Source organism: Bradyrhizobium genosp. SA-4 str. CB756 (assembly GCF_000473125.1).
Lineage (GTDB): Bacteria > Pseudomonadota > Alphaproteobacteria > Rhizobiales > Xanthobacteraceae > Bradyrhizobium > Bradyrhizobium arachidis.
Genome location: NZ_KI421499.1, coordinates 2,972,815 through 2,990,259, shown reverse-complemented (window position 1 = coordinate 2,990,259; position 17,445 = coordinate 2,972,815). Strand labels below are relative to the sequence as shown.

The window sequence follows — 17,445 nt, the reverse complement described above, 5'->3', positions numbered from 1 at the left end:
GCCCATGTCAGCCCTTTGTTATTGCAATTGTTTGGGGACCGTCATTGCCGGGCTTGACCCGGCAATCCATCGTCCTTGAAAAGATGGATGCGCGGGTCAGGCCCGCGCATGACGAATGTTGCGAGAATGCGCCCCAGCCTGCTCAATCCGCTGTTTGCTCCCGTGACCAGCCTGCCCGGCGTCGGTCCGAAGCAGGACAAGCTGCTGCAATATCTGCTCAGCCGGAGCGAGACGCCGCGGCTGGTCGATCTGCTGCTGCATCTGCCGAGCCAGGTGATCGACCGCCGGGCCCGGCCGAAGATCCGCGACGCTGTCCAGGGAACCATGGTGACGCTGGAGGTCACCGTCGAGCGCCACCGCCCGCCCCCGCCGCGCAATTCGCGCGCGCCTTACCTCGTTTATGCCAGCGACGACACCGGCGACGTCGTGCTGACCTTCTTCCGTGCCAAGCCCGGCTATGTCGAGAAGCTGCTGCCGGTCGGCGAGAAGCGTTACGTCTCCGGCACGCTGCAGATGTATGACGGCATCCCGCAGATCGTGCATCCCGACCGCGTGCTCGACGAGGAGGCGATCTCGAAGCTCTCAGGGATCGATCCGGTCTATCCGCTGACGGAGGGTCTAGCGCTCGGCTCGCTGCGCCGGGCGATCGCACAGGCCCTGCAGAAGCTGCCGGCGCTGCCGGAATGGATCAGCCCGGAGGTGATGCGCCGCTGCAATTTTCCGCCTGTGACGGAGGCGCTCAATCGCGTGCACCAGCCGGTCGAGCTGACGGACATCTTGCCGGATCAGCGCTTCTGGTCCCGCCTCGCCTTCGACGAGCTGCTCGCCGGCCAGCTCGCGCTTGCGCTGATCCGCGCGCAACTGCGACGGCCCGCCGGCGTGCGCAACGCCGGCGACGGCCATCTGCGCAACAAGATCATCGACGCCCTGCCCTATGCCCTCACGCCGTCCCAGCGCAGCGCCGCGGCGGCGATTGCCGAGGACTTGAAGCAGCCGGTGCGCATGCTGCGCCTACTCCAGGGCGATGTCGGCTCCGGCAAGACCGTGGTGGCGCTGCTGGCGGCCGCGGCCGTCGCCGAGGTCGGCAAGCAAGCCGCCTTGATGGCCCCGACCGAAATCCTGGCGCGCCAGCACATCAAGACCATCGCGCCGCTCGCCGAGCGCGCCGGCATGCGGGTCGCGATCCTCACCGGCCGGGAAAAGGGCAAGGAGCGGCGTGAGATCATCGCCCAGCTTGCCGCAGGCGAGATCGACCTGCTCGTCGGTACCCATGCTTTGATCCAGGACGACGTGATCTTCCGCGATCTCGCCCTCGCCATCGTCGACGAGCAGCACCGCTTCGGCGTGCGCGAGCGGCTTGCGCTGACATCCAAGGGCGAAGCCGTCGACGTTCTGGTGCTGAGCGCCACGCCTATCCCGCGCACGCTGGTGCTCACCTATTTCGGCGACATGGACATTTCCGAGCTGCGCGAGAAGCCCGCCGGCCGCCAGCCGATCGACACCCGCGCGGTGCCGATGAGCCGGATCAGCGAGGTCATGGAGGGTGTCGGCCGCGCGCTCGAATCCGGCAAGCTGGTCTACTGGATCTGCCCCCTGGTCGAGGAATCCGAGGCCGAAGGCACCGAGCACCTGACGAATGCGACCAAACGTTTCGAGAGTTTACAAAAGCGCTTCGGCGACCGTGTCGGTCTCGTCCACGGCCAAATGAAAGGCACCGAGAAGGACCGCGTCATGGGCCAGTTCGCCGCCCACGAGATCGGCCTTCTGGTCGCGACCACCGTCGTCGAGGTCGGCGTCGACGTCCCCGCCGCAACCATCATGGTGATCGAGAATGCTGAGCGCTTTGGTCTTGCCCAGCTGCACCAGCTGCGCGGCCGCATCGGCCGCGGCTCGGAGGCCTCGACCTGCATCCTGCTCTATGGCGAGCCGCTCGGCGAGATGTCGAAGGCACGGCTCAAGGTGATCCGCGAGACCACGGACGGCTTTCGGATCGCCGAGGAGGATCTGAAGCTGCGCGGCGAAGGCGACGTGCTGGGCGTGCGCCAGAGCGGCCTGCCCGGCTATCGCATTGCGCGCTCGGAGGTGCACGGCCAGCTCATCACTCAGGCGAGAGACGAGGCGCTGCGCATCCTCAAGGACGATCCCAAGCTGAAGGGCGAGCGCGGCGAAGCGCTACGCTGCCTGCTGTATCTCTACGAGCGCGACGAGGCGATCCCGCTCATTGGAGCTGGTTGAGAGGGCGCGGCCGGAACAAAAGTTCCGCCGGTTGGTTCCAACACATCGCATGTTGCTCACCGGAGCCAAGCCGGTACCTTGAGAGGAATCAGCTTGCGAGAATAAGCCTCGCCGAGGGGTGGGTGACAGGTGCGTGCTTTGGGGCGTCGATGGGGAGTCTGGTTCAGGCGGTCGCTTCAGACCTGGCCTGTTTCCGCGTATCTGCTGCTGCTGGCCCTCACCACCGCCGTTCCGGTCACGGCGTGTGCGGCCTTCATCGCCTACCATTTCGTCGCCGAATCCTCCCAGCTCACCCGGGCGGAGTACGAGGACAGGCTGCGCCTCATGCGCAACGCGGCCGATCTGCGGATCGCCAACATCATCGACGATCTGCAAGTCCTCGCGCTCTCGCCCTCGCTGTCGCAGGAGCGGTTTGCGGAGTTCAGGGAGCATGCCGTCCAGGCGGTCAAGCTGATCGGCGGCGTGGCGATCGTGCTTTATGCTCCCGACGGCCAGCAGATCGCGAATACGCGCCTCCCGCTCGACGCCCCCTTGCCCAAGCGCACCGAATTCGACGTCGAGCGCCGGGCGATTGAGACCGGCCGGCCTCAGGTCTCCGGGCTGCAGCGCGCCGTGGTCGACGGGCAGACGATCGTCACGATCGCCGTGCCGGTCCGCATCCGCGGCGAGATCCGCTACGCGCTCAATATCGGACTGTCGACAAAGTATCTTGCATCGATGATGGACGAATACGTCTCCGCCGGAATGGTCGGCAGCATCGTCGATGCGAAGGGACTGCTGCTGGCAAGGCGGCCATTGCTCGATGGCGACGATCTGGTGGGACAGACGACCATCCCCGCGGTCATGGCCCATCTCGGTCAGCCATCGGCCTGGTGGATCGAGGCCGTCTCGCGGACAGGCGTTCCCACCTACACGTCGCTGCTGCGATCCAATCAGAGCAGCTGGTCGATCAACCTTGCCGTTTCGCGCGACGTCATCGACGGTCCGCTGCACCGGACGGCTGAATCGATCGCCGCGCTGACGGTTTTCACGCTCCTGCTGGGATTGGGCCTCGCGCGAATGCTGTCCCGCCGCTTCCTGGCGGAATTCGCCGACCTCGAGCGATACGTCGCGGGTTTGCGGTCGGGCGCAACGGCGCCAAAGCTCGGCACGATCAGCGAAGTCAACCGGATGAAGAAGGTGCTGCATCAGGTCGGAAGCGAGCTCGCCGGCGCACTGAAGCAGCAGAAAGCGCTTCTGGACGAGATCAATCACCGGGTGAAGAACACGCTCGGCACGGTCCAGTCGATCGCGCGCCTGTCGCGCGCGAGTTCAAGGGACCTCAACGAATACGCCGCCGCCTTCGAAGGCCGGCTGCTGGCGCTGTCGCAGGCCTACAATCTCCTCACCGAGAACAACTGGGTCGGCGTCAGCCTGGTATCCATCGTCAAGCAGACGCTGGCCCCCTACGCGGGGGCTGCACGTCTCGAAATTGACGGCCCCGATATCCTGCTGCCGCCCAAGCTCACCCTGGCGATTTCGGCCGCACTCCAGGAACTCAGCACGAACGCGGCCAAATATGGCGCGTTCTCGGTCGCATCGGGCAAGCTGCAGATATCCTGGACGGTGGACGAGACCGGCCTCGTTCGCTTGTCCTGGACCGAACGAGAAGGCCCGCTGGTTCACAAGCCCACGCGCCGCGGTTTCGGGACAAAGATGATCACCGGCATGTTCACGGGCGAGGCGGGCTGGTCCGTGAACCTGGACTTCAATCCAGCAGGGCTTCGCTGCGTGATGCAGTTCGCGTCCCGCGACAGGACTGAGGACGATGTCACGCTGATGGAAGCGAGCTAGGCCTCGCTTTGCCAGGCATCGGCTTGTCCCGCTGATCGGGCGCGCTCAACCCCCTGCCCGCCGTCGACCGACCTCGTAGGCCGCCACATGCGCTCTCGCCAGATCGAGCAGCGGGGTGTCGATGCCGAGCGCACCGGCGCGATTGGCCATATCGCCGAGGATGTGCTCCGCCTCGGTGATCGAGCCGCGCTCGATGTCGCGCAGCATCGAGGCCTTCAGCGGCGAATCCAGCGTCGTGAACAGCTTTCGGTCAAACTCGATGAACGGCGCGCGCGGCTCGAAACCCGAAGCCGTCGCAACAGCGCAGCATTCCGCGAACAGGCGGAAGATCGATTGCTCACCGTTCGGCACGGCCAGGATGTCTCCGATGCTCGCGCGCATCAGGCAGGTGATGCCGGCGAGCGTGCTCAGCTGGACGAATTTCTCCCACATGTCCTGCATGATCGCTTCGCTGGCGCGCACGTCGATACCGGGGACCTGAAGCAGTGTCTCCAGCGCGGACACACGCTCACTGAGCGCGCCCTCGATCTCACCGAAAACAATCGTCTGATTGGCCATGAACTGGACGACGCGACCATCCGCATCGAGTCCGGCACTGACGTTCGCGAGCCCGCCGAGAATGCGCGCGGCGCCGAACCTGGCGCTGAGGGCATCGATATGTTTCAACCCGTTGAGGATCGGCAAGATCATCGTGTTGGGGCCGACGGCGGGCGCAAACTGGCTCATCGCATCATCGAGCGAGTAGGCTTTCACGCCGACGAGCACGACGTCGAACGGGTGCTTGAGATCGCTGGCCGCAAGAAGCTTCGGCTGCACGGCGAAGTCGCCGTGTGGGCTCACGACCTGCAATCCATTCCGTCGTAATTGCTCGGCCCGCTTCTCGCGCACCAGAAAGGTCACGTCGCCGCCCGCTCGGACCAGGCAAGCTCCGTAATAGCCGCCAAGCGCGCCCGCGCCGATCACCAGCACTCTCATTCGAACTCCCGCATGCATCTGCTTCAGCAAGAGAGTAGCAGATGGAGCTTGCGACGTCTCCTCATCGTCATTGCGAGGGCAGTGCCCCTCACCCGGCATATGCGCGCAAGAACCTGCCGTGCTCGGCTTCGGTCGCATCATTGGCGGGGAACATGCATTCGAGCCGCAGCTCTTCGGCCGTCACGGTCTGCGGCGTTCCGACGGTCGTGATCAGGGAGAAATAGTCGAGCCTCACGCCGTCCTTGACGAAGCTGAGCGGTATCATCGGCATCGCATCGGAGGCCGAGGGCGCGCGCCATTCCGGCTTCACGCCCGGATAGCGCGACAGCTCCTCCAGCAGCGCCCTGGTCCTGACGTCGACGACATGCCCGACCGCCTCGCGATGGACGCGGGCCAGCAGGCCGCTGGCGGTCTGCGGCCAGTTCGCGATGAAGGGGCGCATGCCGTCGGGATCGAACATCAGATGCAGCAGGTTCCTTGGGACGGGGCGTGCCGACAGGTCAATGAAGCAGTTGAACAGACGCGGCGCAGCCTCGTTGGTCATCAGCACGTTCCAATACCGGTCCATGACCATGGCCGGAAACGGCTCGTGCTGACGCAGCATGCGGCCAAGCGCGCGGTTGATGCTGGTCATGGCGGGCGCCTCGAGCGCGGGATCGGAATAGGACGGCGCGTAGCCTGCGGCCAGCAGCAGCTCGTTTCTCTCGCGCAAGGGCACGTCGAGGGCCTGGGCGAGATCGAGCAGCATCTGCCGGCTCGGGACGCTGCGACCGCTCTCGACGAAGCTGATATGCTTCTGCGAGACACCGGCATCGAAGGACAGGTCGAGCTGCGTCTTGCCGCGAATGTCCCGCCATTGGCGCAGCAGCGCGCCTGCGGATGTCGCGCGGGCCCTGAGGGCGGCGGCAGTCGCTTTCATTGTCGAACGATCCTCCTGTCGATGATGCCGAGCCGCCAACGCGCGAACCATGGCGCCCCGGATCACCCGAGGCACCATGTGGGTCGCCGATGGCGGACAATCAACCGAACGCGACGGGCCCCACGGCACCCACCCAGTGCCGAACCTTGGTATCGTCCCGCTCGTCCATGTAGAAGAAGTGCGTCATCGTCGGATGCACCGACTTCATCGAGCGGTCGTCAGGGGTCATGTCCACGACACCGCGAAACACCTTCAACGAGCCGGCGTCCCAATATTCGGTGACGTGATGCAGCGCCGTGAAGCCGGTGTCGATGAAGGCCTTCAAATTGGCGCGGATCGCTTCCCGACCCTTCCAGTCGGCGACGCCGAGATTGCAGACGGCATCCTCGGCGAAGCAGTCGAAACCTCGTCCAAACGTCTTGTCATCGATCTCCTTCCACATGTCGAGCAGCCATTGCGGCGGCTCCTTCTTCGTGAACACGACTTGCATGTCTCTCTCCTCTCGCGGTGACGATGGCCGAAAGACTAGTCGGGGCACGAATTGGCTCAATTACATCCGAGGTAATAAAGCGGTCCTTGGACCGCGTGGTCTTTCCCCGAAGCCGATTTCGTGAAACCTTCGCTTCATGCGCCGGATCATCGTGGTTGGCTCCCAGGGAAGTGGAAAGACGCGCCTCGCCGTGAAGCTCGGGCGAAAGCTTGAGCTGCCGGTGGTGCATCTCGACGTGCTCTACTGGCGGCCGGGCTGGAAGCCATCAGACAAAACCAGCTTTCGCACGCGCGTCGCGGATGCGATCGCGGGCGAGGCATGGGTGATTGACGGAAGCTTCTCGGGGCTGGCGTTCGATCTCACGATCGCTCGCGCGGACGTTCTCGTCGTCATCGACCGCCCGCGCTTGGTCTGCCAGTGGCGCATTCTCTGGCGCTCCGCTTTCCATCGCGACACGACGCGCCCCGACTTGCCGGAAGGGTGCCCGGAGCAGTTCGACTGGAAGCTGATGAAGGAAGCGTGGCGGTACGACGTCGAGCGCGTGCCGGTCATCGAGGCCGAGCGCATGCAATATGGCCCTGATGTCCCGGTCGTGCGCCTGAGGCGCGACCGGGACATCCAGGGCTTTCTGGAGTCCGTCTCAGTGCACGGCGAGTGAAGCCGGCCGATCAGGGTTTCTTCTGCGTGACCCGCGCGGCAAACGCCTTCAGCAGCTCCGCATCCACCGCCTCGCCATTCGCGTCTGCGGCAAGATGCTCGAACCAGCGCGCAAAGCCCTCGTAGATCTGGCTCGCCGGATGATCGGCTCCGAGGAAGCCGGAAATTTCCCGCATCTCCGCGACCCAGCGATAGGCCTTCGGGATCATGTCCGGCAATGCGACTTCGAGCCGGGCCAGGACCGCGGGCTGGCTCAGCGCAAGCTCGTCGCGCAGCGCATCCGCCGCGCCCGCTTTCGTCGCCGCAACCACCATGGCCGAGCCGATGCCGGCAAGGCCCTTGACGATGCCGGCATAGGACATCTTCAGCGCCGAGGCCGCGCCGACCGGGCCTTCGACGATCCGCACATCGAGACCGAGATCCTTCAGCACAGCCAATTCGCCGGCGTACTCGCCGGACATGTAGAAGGCCGGGCTCTTGCCGCCGGGCTGCGGCGGGAAGCCGATGATGCCGCCGTCCACGAACGGCGCCTGCGCCGAGCCGATGATCTCCTCGATCCGTTGCACGGTATCGACGTTGACCGCGTTGCAGTCGACCACAACCGGCTTCTTCTCACGCCGCACGATCAGCGCGGCCAGTCGTTCTGCCAGCGCCACCGCTTCGCCCGGCGGCACGATCGAGAGGATGATGTCGGCGTCCGCGATCGCATCGTCCTCCGCGCCGATCATGCCGGCGTCCGCCGCGCGCTTCAGCGTCGCATCGCTGCGCCCCTTCAGCGACGTCAGCACACGCGCGCCGTTCTCGCTGAGGCGGCGGGCCACGGCGCTGCCCATGGCACCGGGCGCGAGGATCGCAATGGTTTTGGACATCGTGCACTCCAAATCGAATCCCGAGCGAGGCGCTCAGTTCGATTGAAGCATAACAGAGGATGCGAATGCCTGCGTGAAGGCGGCCATCCCGCGCGGGAATGGCCCTACTCCGCCTTCGCAGGCTCCGGCTGGAGCGAGGCGTTGGCAATGCGCGCCGCATTCGCCATGCCCGCGAGCGCGGCGGCCTTCTTCGGGTCGGGCGCCGAGCCCGGCTGCACCACGCCGGCCGACATGATCAGCGTCGCGGCGTCTTCGGCGGTGAGATCGACCTCGATGATCTTGCTCTTGGGCACATAGAAGAAGAACCCGGTGGTCGGGTTCGGCGAGCACGGCAGAAACACCGAGACATGCTCCTCCTGTCCCGGCAGGCTGCGCGAAATGTCCTCGTTCGGCGATTGCGAGATCAGCACGATCGACCACATGCCCGGCGAGGGAAACTCGACCAGGCCCACTTTCCGGAAGCTCGACCCCTTGCCCGAGAACAGCGTCTCGAACACCTGCTTCAGGCCACGATAGATGGCGCGCACCGCCGGGATCCGGCCGAGGAAGGTCTCGCCGACATCGACCAGCGTCCGGCCGATCAGGTTGGCCGCGAGGAAGCCGACCAGCGTCAGCGTGAAGAATGCGACAATCAGTCCCCAGCCGGGCACACCGTAGGGCAGATAGGTTTCAGGGCGATAGGCCAGCGGGACGAACGGCCGCACCACGCCGTCAACCCAGGTGACGAACCACCAGACCAGGTAGAGCGTGATCGCGATCGGCCCCGTCACCACGAGGCCGGTCAGGAAATAGTTGCGGAAGCGGCCCATCAGGCCGGTATGCGGTTCCGGCAGGGGATCAAGTGGCGCAGGCGCGTCGTCGCGGGTGGTCATTCGGGTTCCAGGTCGGTCGCAGCACACAAGCTAGGGGCTTCTAGCAGGTTTTGGAAGAGTGCGGCCTGATCCCTTCTGCCTATTCCACCGTCACCGATTTCGCGAGGTTGCGCGGCTGGTCGACATCGGTCCCCATCACCACCGCCGTATGGTAGGCGAGCAGCTGTACGGGAACGGAATAGACCATCGGCGTGAACGCCGCGGCCATATCCGGCATGACGATGGTGACGAGCGAATCCACCGTCGCCTCCTCCGCGCCCTTGGCGTCCGTCATCAGGATGATGTTGCCGCCGCGGGCGGCGACCTCCTGCATGTTGGAGACGGTCTTCTCGAACACGCGGTCATAGGGTGCGATGACGACAACGGGCATGGTCTCGTCGATCAGCGCGATCGGCCCGTGCTTGAGCTCGCCGGCAGCGTAGCCCTCGGCGTGGATGTAGGAGATCTCCTTCAGCTTCAGCGCGCCTTCCAGCGCGAGCGGGAAGCTGGTGCCGCGGCCGAGATAGAGCACGTCGCGGGATTTTGCGATCCTGTGCGCCAGCTTCTCGATCTGAAGCTCGGTGGTGAGCGCGTCCGCCATCAGGCGCGGGATCTCGACGAGGCCATGGACGAGCTTGACCTCATCCTCCTCGGACAGCTCGCCTCTAGCCTTGCCGGCGGCAATCGCAAGGTTTGCCAGCACCATGAGCTGGCAGGTGAATGCTTTGGTCGAGGCGACGCCGATCTCAGGTCCCGCGAGCGTTTGCAGCACGGTTTCGCTCTCGCGCGCGATGGTCGAGGTCGGCACGTTGACGACAGCCACCGTGTGCACGCCCGCGGCCTTGGCGTAGCGCAGCGCCGCCAGCGTGTCGGCGGTCTCGCCCGATTGCGAGATGAAGATGGCGAGATCGCCCTTGCGCAGCGGCGCCTCGCGGTAGCGGAATTCGGAGGCGACATCGACCTCGACCGGCACGCGCGCAAACCGCTCGAACCAGTATTTTGCGACGAAGCCGGCATAGCTCGCCGTGCCGCACGCCGTGATATTGATGCGCTGGATGGTCTTGAAATCGAACGGCAGCTTGACCGGCAGCGAGACGCGCTCGGTCGCCATGTCGACATAGCGCGCGAGCGTATGGCCGACCACTTCCGGCTGCTCGTGGATCTCCTTCGCCATGAAGTGGCGGTAATTGGCCTTGTCGACCAGCGAGGTCGAGGCGGCGTGCTTGATCTTCTCGCGCTGGACGGCGTTTCCGTCCTTGTCGAAGATGGTGGCGCTCTTGCGGGTCAGCACGACCCAGTCGCCGTCCTCGAGATAGCTGATGGTGTCGGTGAACGGGCCGAGCGCGATGGCGTCGGAGCCGAGATACATCTCGCCGTCGCCATAGCCGATCGCGAGCGGCGGGCCGTTGCGGGCGCCGATCATGAGATCGTCGTCGCCGGCGAAGATGAAGCCGAGCGCGAAGGCGCCGCGCAGGCGCGCCAGCGTCAGCTTCACCGCCTCGACCGGCTTGTTGCCGCGGGTCAGCAAATCGTCGACGAGATGCAGCACGATCTCGGTGTCGGTTTCGGTGTGGAACACCGTGCCCTTGGCCTCGAGCTCCTCGCGCAGCTCGCGGAAATTCTCGATGATGCCGTTGTGGACCACGGCGACGCGCTCGGTCGCATGCGGGTGGGCGTTGTTGACGGTCGGCTTGCCGTGGGTGGCCCAGCGGGTGTGGCCGATGCCGGTCGTGCCCTTCAGCGGCTCGGCTTCCAGCCGCTTCTCCAGATTTTTCAGCTTGCCCTCGGCGCGGCGACGCTCGAGATGCTTGCCTTCGAGCGTGGCGACCCCCGCGGAGTCATAACCGCGATATTCGAGACGTTTGAGCGAATCCACCAATTGCTCTGCAACCGGCTCGCGCCCGAGAATGCCGACAATCCCGCACATGCGGATCACTATCCCCCAAATCGTCGAAAAATCGCCTAAACGACGCGCTCGGTTTTTAGCGAAGTTCCTAAGGAACCAGATACTCAATAATTATGACGGATTACGACAGCAGCCGATGACGGCGCGTCGTCCGTCTGCGTCGATGTGGCCGGCCTTTAACCGCGCGCGTTAACGCCTTGTCAACAAGTTTGGCCAACGATTCCGGTCAGGAGAACAAGGCCATGAAAGGCTCATCCGACCGCAAGGGTCTGTCGTCGATGTATCTGCGTGCCAGCGAGACCTCGGGCACGCACCTTGCGCATTGGCCGCCCCCGATGCGCGGTAAGGAAAGCAAGCCGGTCTTCGTCAAGCATGTGCAAGGCGAGCCGGCCAAGCGCGCCAAGCCGCGTGGCTGGCGCCTGACCCGCGCGATCTTCTCCGAATTCGCGGACGACGAATAGCGGCGCGCCTCACCACCTCAGGACCGCGGCAAACACGAGGATGGCGAGGAGCCCCCAGAACACCATTCCTGCGAACAGCGAGGCGATCTCCTGCGGGCGCCGCACGCCGAACAGCTTCAGCACACCTCGTCCCGTCGCCGTAATGAATATCTCCACGAGAAAAGCGATCAGGCTGCCGATGAACTCGACCATAAGCGTGCAGTCCTAGCGACGCTCAGAAGAGCCTAGCACTCCGCCAGTCACTTCTCCGGCTTCTTGCCGCCCGTCTTCATCTCGCGATAGCGCGTCGCGCCGCCTTCCCGGACGGTCTGCTGGTTGCGCTCCAGCGCCATGGCGTCATCAGGCACATCGCGCGTGATCACCGAGCCCGAGCCGATATAGGCGCCATTTCCGATCTTGACGGGGGCGACCAGCGAGGAATTGGTGCCGACGAAGGCGCCCTGCCCGATGACCGTCTTGTGCTTCTTGAAGCCGTCATAGTTGCAGGTGATGGTGCCGGCCCCGATGTTGGAGTTGGCACCGACGGTGGCATCGCCAATGTAGGAGAGGTGATTGACCTTGACGCCGGCCTCCAGCGTTGCCGCCTTGGTCTCCACGAAATTGCCGATCCGCGCGCCGTCGCCGAGCGAGGTGCCGGGACGAAGCCGCGCATAGGGGCCGATCGAGACCTTCTTGCCGAGCGTGGTCTCGACGATGTGCGAGAACGAGTGGATCACCGTGCCGTCGGCGATCGACACGCCCGGCCCGATCACCACGAACGGCTCGATGGTCACGTCCTTGCCGAACACCGTGTCGGCCGAGAGATAAACGGTCTCGGGCGCGATCAGTGTCACGCCGGCCTCCATCGCGGCCTTGCGCAGGCGTGTCTGCATGACGGCTTCGGCCTCGGCGAGCTGCGCCTTGGTGTTGATGCCGCGCACTTCGTCTTCGCTGGTCTCGATCACCACGGACTCCCATCCCTGCTTGCGGACGATGCCGACCGCGTCGGTGAGATAATATTCGCCCTTCGAATTGGCATTGCCGATCTGCCCGAGGATGTCGAGCGCGCGGCGTCCGTCGATCGCCATCACGCCGGCATTGCACAGGTCGATCTTGCGCTCTTCCTCGCTGGCATCGGCCTGCTCGCGGATCGCGACCAGGCGGTCGCCCTCGACGATGAAGCGGCCATAGCCAGTGGGATCGGCGGCGCGGAAACCGAGGGCGGCGATTGCAGCGCCCTTGGCCAGCGGCGCGCGCAGCCGCGCAAAGGTCTCGGCCGAGATCAGCGGCGTGTCGCCGAACGCGATCAGGAGATCGTCGACGCCCGGCGCGATCGCCTCGCGCGCCGCCAGCACCGCATGCGCGGTGCCGAGCCGCTCGGCCTGCACGAAGGTGAGCGCGTCGGGCCTGATGCGCCTCGCCTCGTCCGCGACCGCCTGATGGTCGGGGCCGATCACCACGGCGAGCGAGGTGCCGGTTCCCTTGGGCGCGGCGGCGAGCACATGGGCGAGCAGCGTCTGATGCGCGACCGGATGCAGCACCTTCGGCAGGCTTGATCGCATGCGCGTGCCCTCGCCGGCGGCGAGCACGATCGTGAGGCTTAAGCGGGCGGTCATCGGAATCCTGTCAGATATGGCCGAATCAATTGCGTGACGGGTGGCGAGCCGCCCTCATGGACGCCTTGCTACCTCCGCAAACGCCCGGAATTCAAGTGCGAGTGGGTTTTCCTGTTAATGTTCCCTATTGATTCGGGGACGCCCGATGGGGCTGGGCACTTAACGTTCATGGCAAAGGATTCCGACCCACTGGCGGACGCCTTCGGCACCAAGGAGACCGGCGGGCTGTTCTCCGGACTTTTGGCCGAGGAAAGTGCGTTCGACCGCCGCATGATGTGGCGGCTGGGCACGTGGGGCGTGGCGGCCGTCGGCGCCGTCGTGGTGGCGGTGATGGCCAATCAGGCCCAACTCGGCTGGCGGCGCGACCAGGTCGCCTCTGCCGATCTCGTGCGCCAGGCCGACCGGCTCCAGCTGCTGACCAAGGAGAGCCAGAACGAGGCGCGCCGGCTCGCTGCCGCCATCGAGACCCTGAACACCGATCGCGATCGGCTCTATTCGCGCGTCACCGTGCTGGAGCAAGGGCTCGATTCCGTCACCGGCGCCATCGCAAACCAGACCGCTGCGACGCCGCAGGCGGCAAGGCCCCAGGACGCCGCGCCTGTGCCCCCCAGCGTCGCGCCGGTCGCCTCGACGCCGGCCCCCGGCGGCGACAAGCCGCGCAGCGAGGCGTCCAGAGACACCGCGAAGGACGCGCAGAAGGACACTGCAAAGGAGCCGGCAAGCCCGCCGCCGCAGACCGCGGCCGCCGCCTCGCTGGTGCAGCAGGCGCCGGCAACGACCTCGGCGCTGCCCGTCATTGCGCTGGTGCCGTCCAAGTCGATCATGGCCCCGCCCGATCCGGCCGCATCGAAATTGATGCAGGCTGAGGCGACCGAGAAGGCCGCCGAGAAGAAGACGGAGCCGGCGCCTGCCCCGACCGAGATCGCGGCCGCGTCAGCCAAGCCGCCGGAAGCTACCGAGAGCGAGGCGCCGGCGATCGCGGTCCAGCAGACGCGCTTTGCGATCGACCTCGGCGGCGCCAATTCGATCGACGGCCTGCGTGCGCTCTGGCGCGGCGTGACCAAGACCAACCCGGAGGTTGCGGGCCTGCGGCCAATCATCATGATCAAGGAAGGCGGCAGCGGCCTCGGCATGCAGCTTCGCCTCGGAGCCGGCCCGCTGATCAACGCCGCCGCCGCCGCAAAGCTCTGCGCGGGCCTCACCGAAAACGACCGCCATTGCGAGACCACCGTGTTCGACGGCCAGCGGCTGTCGATGCGCGGCGGCTCGGACAAGGGCCAGGAAAAGGGACAGGAGAAATCTCAGGACCGGGTCCAGGAGAAAAACTCCGAGAAGAACCAGGACGGCGTTCCGCAAGCCGAGACCGCCCCTGCTCCCGCACCGGCCGCCAAGCCGGAGAAGCACCGCCGCAGCTACTCCTCAAAGCGTTCATCAAAGCGCGAGGAACCCGCGCCTGCCCCCGCGGCGCCCCAGCAGCCGGCCGCACAGGCGCCGAAGCCGGAAACGGCATCGGCTGGATCGACGCTGTCGTCGTTCTTCAGGCGGTAGTCATCCCGATCACTTGATTTGGCCGGACATCCCTTGCGTCAATTCGCAGGAAACCTGGCCCTCCCTGTTGCCCCCTCCCTTCATCCCGACCATATTGGCCCCATGACAAAAAAGCCCTTCCGCCTCACGCCCTACCAGGTCCAGTTCCTGATCGTCGTCGGCTTCGCATCGGTCGGCTATGCGCTTTACTTGCGCTATCTCGGGATCGAACTCTCGACGGTCGGGCTTGCCTGCGACGCCGGCCTGCAGACGCTGATCTGCAAGGCGCGCTCGGTTTCGACCGTGCTGTTCAAGAATTCGGTGTTCGGGATCGTCGCGCTGGTGGCGGCGACGCTGAACCTGATGCGGCCCTCGATCGTGCTGCTCACCGTCGGCATCATCGCCGCCGGGCTCGGCATCGTGCTCTACAATGTCGTGCTGTCGGGCCTTGCGATCGGCCTGCTCATTCTTGGATTTGCTCGGCCCGCGCCCGCCACAGCGTGAGCGCGAACAAGAAATAGATCGCGCAGGTCCACAGCGACTGCCAGTTCTCGCGGCCCTCGTTGAACAGCACATAGACCGCCGACAGCGCGAGCACGCCTGCGAACACCGCTTCCGCGATCGGGCGCTGGCCGATCTGCGGCCGGTTCAGCATCAACAGCGCGAACGGCACCACCGCCATCGTCAGCGAAGCGTAGGGGAAGTCGTGGTAGCGGGGGTCGAACACGAAGGCGAGCGCGGTCTGCGCCGCGATCACGGCAGTCAGCGCCAGCGTGAGACCCAGCACCGCCGTCAGCTTCGACCATTTGCGTCCCTCGCGCGGGCCGAGCAGATCGAGGAAGGTCGGCAGGCTCCGGCCGATCACCATCGCCTGCGCGCAGAAGATCGGCGACAGGATGCCGGCGAGCAGCAGTGCGCCCCAATGCACCCAGCCGCCGATGCCGTAGCTCTCATAGTACATCTTGTCGGCGCCGATCCCGAGCAGGATGCCCGCTGAGGTCGCCGAGATGGCGACGCCGAGCCAGGCCGGGAAGCGCGGCGTCCAGGGCCGCCGCCGCAGCGTGAGGCCCGCGACCGCGAACACCAGCACGCAAAGGCCCATGCCGGCGCCCATGTACCATTTCCAGTACGGGAAATTGCTGATCGGCTGGCCCGGCGGATATTTCAAGTTCCTGCGCACCGAGTCATAGAGACCCCAATAGCCGCCGACGGTGCCTTCTAGCTTGCGCTTCCAGGGCTGGTCGTAGGACTCGATCAGATTGACGCGGAATTTCTGCGCTTTTGCGAGGCTGAGGATTTCCGAGACGACGCGCGCCTGGTTGGTGCGCGAGGGCAGCGCGCCGTCGCGCATGCGGCCTGCGCTCGGCCAGCCGGTCTCGCCGATCAGGATTTCCTTGCCCGGAAACGCCACCGCCATGCGCTCGCGGATCGTCTCGACGTGGGCGGCTGCGAACTTCGCCTTCACCGGGAAATCCTCCCAATAGGGCAGGATGTGGATCGTGACGAAATCGACCGCGTCATAGATCTCGCGGTTCTTCAGCCAGAACTCCCAGACGTCGGCATAGGTCACGGGCACGCTGACCTGCGACTTCACCGAGCGGATGATCGAGACGAGGTCCGCCGTCGTCATCTCGCCGCGCAGCAGCACCTCGTTGCCGACGATGACCGCGGTGATGACCTCAGGGAATTGCTTGGTGAGGCGGACGGCGAGCGATGCCTGCTCGAAATTCTTGGTGCGGTTGCTGGACAGCCAGATGCCCTGGAGCACCTTGATGCCGCCGACCTTGGCGGCGATCGCCGGCACCTGGTCGAGCCCGTTCTCCATCGAATAGGTGCGGACGCAGTCGGTGATTTCCTTGAGCTGGCGCAGGTCCTGCTCGATCTGATCGGCCTCAATGTGAGTCCAGGCGTTCAGCGGCGACTGCTCGCCGCGGAACGGCGCGTAGGAGACGCATTGAACCTTCTCGGTGGGATCGATCGGGGCGCGCGCGAGCGTGATCGGCGTGGCAAGCCACCACCACACGGCAGCGATCACCCCAAGTGAGACGAGCAGAAGCGCCAGTGGCGTACGAAGAGAAATCGGTTCCGTCCTCCGCGAAGGGCCGTCGATTACCCGCATCCACGCCGTCTGCCAAGGGGGCACCCGGCGTGGATCCATCCCTCCCCCGAGGAATTTACCTGCGGCCGTTCGACAGGGGCCTAGCATCGTGACTTTGCTGGACAAAATTCCAAATACAGGTCATGGGACTCGGCGGGAATTTTCCGCCGCATTGGAGACCCATTTGGACGCCATCACCGTCGCGTCCGCGGGATCCTGACGCGGGCGGTCAGTGGAGAAGTTGGGGAATTCATGCGGCAACGGGTGCGTCAGTTACGAAATGCGGTCCTGCGGCAGTTCGCCGCCACCTTGGCCGTTTCCTCCCTGGTGGTCATGGTCGGTTTCGGTGGCGCGTTCGCCCAGAGCGGCACGCCGGCCCCGGACCAGGGCAAGGCCGCCGCCCAGCCCGCCGATGCCGCCGCCAAGGACGCCGCCCAGAACCAGCGCCGCACCGACGAGTTCGCCGAAGCCGCCCAGGTCATCAACGGTCCGGCCGGTAACCCCGAATGCGTCTGGCTCGGCCGGCGCGTTGTCCGATTGATGTGGCGGGATGACCTCGATACCGCGTTCCGTCATCTCGACCTCTACGACCGCTTCGGCTGCCCCGGCGGCCACATCCAGGCCGCCTTCCGCTGCCTGACCCGGTTCGGCGGCCAGATCGATCCCAAGGTCGCCGAGACCCTGGACAGCCGCGTGCACGCCTGCTGGATCAATCCGGCGTCCCAGCCGCAGCAGGCGGCGGCCGCGGCCTCCCAGCCCGCGGCGGCGGCGCCAGGCAATTCGCCGGCTCCGCAGCCGGCCGCGAGCCCCTCGCCTGCGGCAAGCCCGACGCCGGCGCCGTCGAAATAGTCGCAGGCACTTTCACCCGCCGTTCAGGAACGATCCTCCAAAGAGACGGTTGGCACTGCCGCGCATTTCCTGAAAAGGCCATGCCCTCATAAGGACATGAGGCCATGACAGTTGTGAAACCGCGCGGCGGAGGTATGCTCCATTTGCCGCGGACTCGGTCGGATCTCGGGGTCGGATCCG

At 65.6% G+C, this 17,445-nt stretch carries 16 protein-coding genes; 7 read left to right on the top strand and 9 right to left on the bottom strand.

Features of this window, described 5'->3' with window-relative positions; all coding sequences use genetic code 11:
• Positions 1–126 precede the first annotated feature (126 nt).
• Both recG and BRAGE_RS48585 read left to right on the top strand, forming a co-directional pair.
• Positions 127–2,235, top strand: a complete 2,109-nt coding sequence (gene recG / locus BRAGE_RS0114740; protein ID WP_027559228.1) for an ATP-dependent DNA helicase RecG — start codon at positions 127–129, stop codon at positions 2,233–2,235.
• A 129-nt stretch (positions 2,236–2,364) separates the two neighbouring features.
• Positions 2,365–4,068, top strand: a complete 1,704-nt coding sequence (locus BRAGE_RS48585) for a sensor histidine kinase (RefSeq protein ID WP_231164031.1) — start codon at positions 2,365–2,367, stop codon at positions 4,066–4,068.
• A gap of 45 nt (positions 4,069–4,113) precedes the next feature.
• On the opposite strand, the gene panE is transcribed toward BRAGE_RS48585, so the two are convergent.
• From panE to BRAGE_RS0114720, 3 genes are all read right to left on the bottom strand, one after another.
• Positions 4,114–5,043 carry a 2-dehydropantoate 2-reductase gene (gene panE, locus BRAGE_RS0114730; protein WP_027559229.1) on the bottom strand — a complete coding sequence of 310 codons (930 nt, stop codon included), beginning with the start codon at positions 5,041–5,043 and terminating at the stop codon, positions 4,114–4,116.
• Between the two features lie 88 nt (positions 5,044–5,131).
• On the bottom strand, positions 5,132–5,962 hold the full coding sequence (locus tag BRAGE_RS0114725) for a helix-turn-helix domain-containing protein (protein ID WP_027559230.1): 831 nt from the start codon (positions 5,960–5,962) through the stop codon (positions 5,132–5,134).
• Positions 5,963–6,062: 100 nt separating this feature from the next.
• Positions 6,063–6,452, bottom strand: a complete 390-nt coding sequence (locus BRAGE_RS0114720; protein ID WP_027559231.1) for a hypothetical protein — start codon at positions 6,450–6,452, stop codon at positions 6,063–6,065.
• Positions 6,453–6,588: 136 nt separating this feature from the next.
• On the opposite strand from BRAGE_RS0114720, the gene BRAGE_RS0114715 reads away from it, so the two are divergent.
• Positions 6,589–7,110, top strand: a complete 522-nt coding sequence (locus tag BRAGE_RS0114715; RefSeq protein WP_027559232.1) for an ATPase AAA — start codon at positions 6,589–6,591, stop codon at positions 7,108–7,110.
• A 10-nt stretch (positions 7,111–7,120) separates the two neighbouring features.
• Here BRAGE_RS0114715 and BRAGE_RS0114710 read toward each other — a convergent pair whose 3' ends face one another.
• From BRAGE_RS0114710 to glmS, 3 genes are all read right to left on the bottom strand, one after another.
• On the bottom strand, positions 7,121–7,978 hold the full coding sequence (locus tag BRAGE_RS0114710; RefSeq protein ID WP_027559233.1) for an NAD(P)-dependent oxidoreductase: 858 nt from the start codon (positions 7,976–7,978) through the stop codon (positions 7,121–7,123).
• A gap of 104 nt (positions 7,979–8,082) precedes the next feature.
• The gene (locus BRAGE_RS0114705; RefSeq protein ID WP_027559234.1) at positions 8,083–8,850 is read right to left on the bottom strand and encodes a DUF502 domain-containing protein; all 768 of its coding nucleotides are present in this window, start codon (positions 8,848–8,850) and stop codon (positions 8,083–8,085) included.
• Positions 8,851–8,929: 79 nt separating this feature from the next.
• Entirely contained in the window at positions 8,930–10,756 is a 1,827-nt protein-coding gene (gene glmS, locus BRAGE_RS0114700; protein ID WP_027559235.1) for a glutamine--fructose-6-phosphate transaminase (isomerizing), read from the bottom strand.
• Between the two features lie 221 nt (positions 10,757–10,977).
• Between glmS and BRAGE_RS0114695 the strand changes: the two genes are divergently transcribed.
• On the top strand, positions 10,978–11,196 hold the full coding sequence (locus BRAGE_RS0114695; RefSeq protein WP_027559236.1) for a hypothetical protein: 219 nt from the start codon (positions 10,978–10,980) through the stop codon (positions 11,194–11,196).
• Between the two features lie 9 nt (positions 11,197–11,205).
• Here the strand turns inward: BRAGE_RS0114695 and BRAGE_RS0114690 are convergent, their stop codons facing one another.
• Positions 11,206–11,388 (bottom strand): hypothetical protein, encoded by a 183-nt coding sequence (locus BRAGE_RS0114690; RefSeq protein WP_027559237.1) that lies wholly within the window; start codon positions 11,386–11,388, stop codon positions 11,206–11,208.
• A 47-nt stretch (positions 11,389–11,435) separates the two neighbouring features.
• Entirely contained in the window at positions 11,436–12,791 is a 1,356-nt protein-coding gene (gene glmU, locus BRAGE_RS0114685; protein ID WP_027559238.1) for a bifunctional UDP-N-acetylglucosamine diphosphorylase/glucosamine-1-phosphate N-acetyltransferase GlmU, read from the bottom strand.
• A 168-nt stretch (positions 12,792–12,959) separates the two neighbouring features.
• On the opposite strand from glmU, the gene BRAGE_RS0114680 reads away from it, so the two are divergent.
• Entirely contained in the window at positions 12,960–14,339 is a 1,380-nt protein-coding gene (locus tag BRAGE_RS0114680; protein ID WP_027559239.1) for a hypothetical protein, read from the top strand.
• 102 nt (positions 14,340–14,441) lie between these two features.
• Positions 14,442–14,822: a hypothetical protein gene (locus BRAGE_RS0114675; protein ID WP_027559240.1), complete on the top strand. Its 381-nt coding sequence runs from the start codon at positions 14,442–14,444 to the stop codon at positions 14,820–14,822.
• On the opposite strand, the gene BRAGE_RS0114670 is transcribed toward BRAGE_RS0114675, so the two are convergent.
• Positions 14,782–16,437: a beta-(1-6) glucans synthase gene (locus BRAGE_RS0114670; RefSeq protein ID WP_092214223.1), complete on the bottom strand. Its 1,656-nt coding sequence runs from the start codon at positions 16,435–16,437 to the stop codon at positions 14,782–14,784. The two genes, BRAGE_RS0114675 and BRAGE_RS0114670, sit on opposite strands and share 41 nt — an antisense overlap.
• Positions 16,438–16,668: 231 nt before the next feature.
• Here BRAGE_RS0114670 and BRAGE_RS0114665 point away from each other — a divergent pair, with 231 nt between their 5' ends.
• A complete protein-coding gene (locus BRAGE_RS0114665; RefSeq protein ID WP_027559242.1) occupies positions 16,669–17,265 on the top strand; it encodes a hypothetical protein in 597 nt (198 codons plus the stop codon).
• Positions 17,266–17,445 lie beyond the last annotated feature (180 nt).

Excerpts from the sequence above, each read along its gene's own strand:
- BRAGE_RS0114665 (WP_027559242.1), top strand. The coding sequence starts at position 16,669 with ATGCGGCAACGGGTGCGTCAGTTACGAAATGCGGTCCTGCGGCAGTTC.
- BRAGE_RS0114710 (WP_027559233.1), bottom strand. The coding sequence starts at position 7,978 with ATGTCCAAAACCATTGCGATCCTCGCGCCCGGTGCCATGGGCAGCGCC.
- BRAGE_RS0114705 (WP_027559234.1), bottom strand. The coding sequence starts at position 8,850 with ATGACCACCCGCGACGACGCGCCTGCGCCACTTGATCCCCTGCCGGAA.
- BRAGE_RS0114695 (WP_027559236.1), top strand. The coding sequence starts at position 10,978 with ATGAAAGGCTCATCCGACCGCAAGGGTCTGTCGTCGATGTATCTGCGT.
- glmS (WP_027559235.1), bottom strand. The coding sequence starts at position 10,756 with ATGTGCGGGATTGTCGGCATTCTCGGGCGCGAGCCGGTTGCAGAGCAA.
- BRAGE_RS0114670 (WP_092214223.1), bottom strand. The coding sequence starts at position 16,437 with ATGCGGGTAATCGACGGCCCTTCGCGGAGGACGGAACCGATTTCTCTT.
- BRAGE_RS0114680 (WP_027559239.1), top strand. The coding sequence starts at position 12,960 with ATGGCAAAGGATTCCGACCCACTGGCGGACGCCTTCGGCACCAAGGAG.
- glmU (WP_027559238.1), bottom strand. The coding sequence starts at position 12,791 with ATGACCGCCCGCTTAAGCCTCACGATCGTGCTCGCCGCCGGCGAGGGC.
- BRAGE_RS0114715 (WP_027559232.1), top strand. The coding sequence starts at position 6,589 with ATGCGCCGGATCATCGTGGTTGGCTCCCAGGGAAGTGGAAAGACGCGC.
- BRAGE_RS0114725 (WP_027559230.1), bottom strand. The coding sequence starts at position 5,962 with ATGAAAGCGACTGCCGCCGCCCTCAGGGCCCGCGCGACATCCGCAGGC.
- BRAGE_RS0114690 (WP_027559237.1), bottom strand. The coding sequence starts at position 11,388 with ATGGTCGAGTTCATCGGCAGCCTGATCGCTTTTCTCGTGGAGATATTC.
- BRAGE_RS0114675 (WP_027559240.1), top strand. The coding sequence starts at position 14,442 with ATGACAAAAAAGCCCTTCCGCCTCACGCCCTACCAGGTCCAGTTCCTG.
- BRAGE_RS0114720 (WP_027559231.1), bottom strand. The coding sequence starts at position 6,452 with ATGCAAGTCGTGTTCACGAAGAAGGAGCCGCCGCAATGGCTGCTCGAC.
- recG (WP_027559228.1), top strand. The coding sequence starts at position 127 with ATGCGCCCCAGCCTGCTCAATCCGCTGTTTGCTCCCGTGACCAGCCTG.
- panE (WP_027559229.1), bottom strand. The coding sequence starts at position 5,043 with ATGAGAGTGCTGGTGATCGGCGCGGGCGCGCTTGGCGGCTATTACGGA.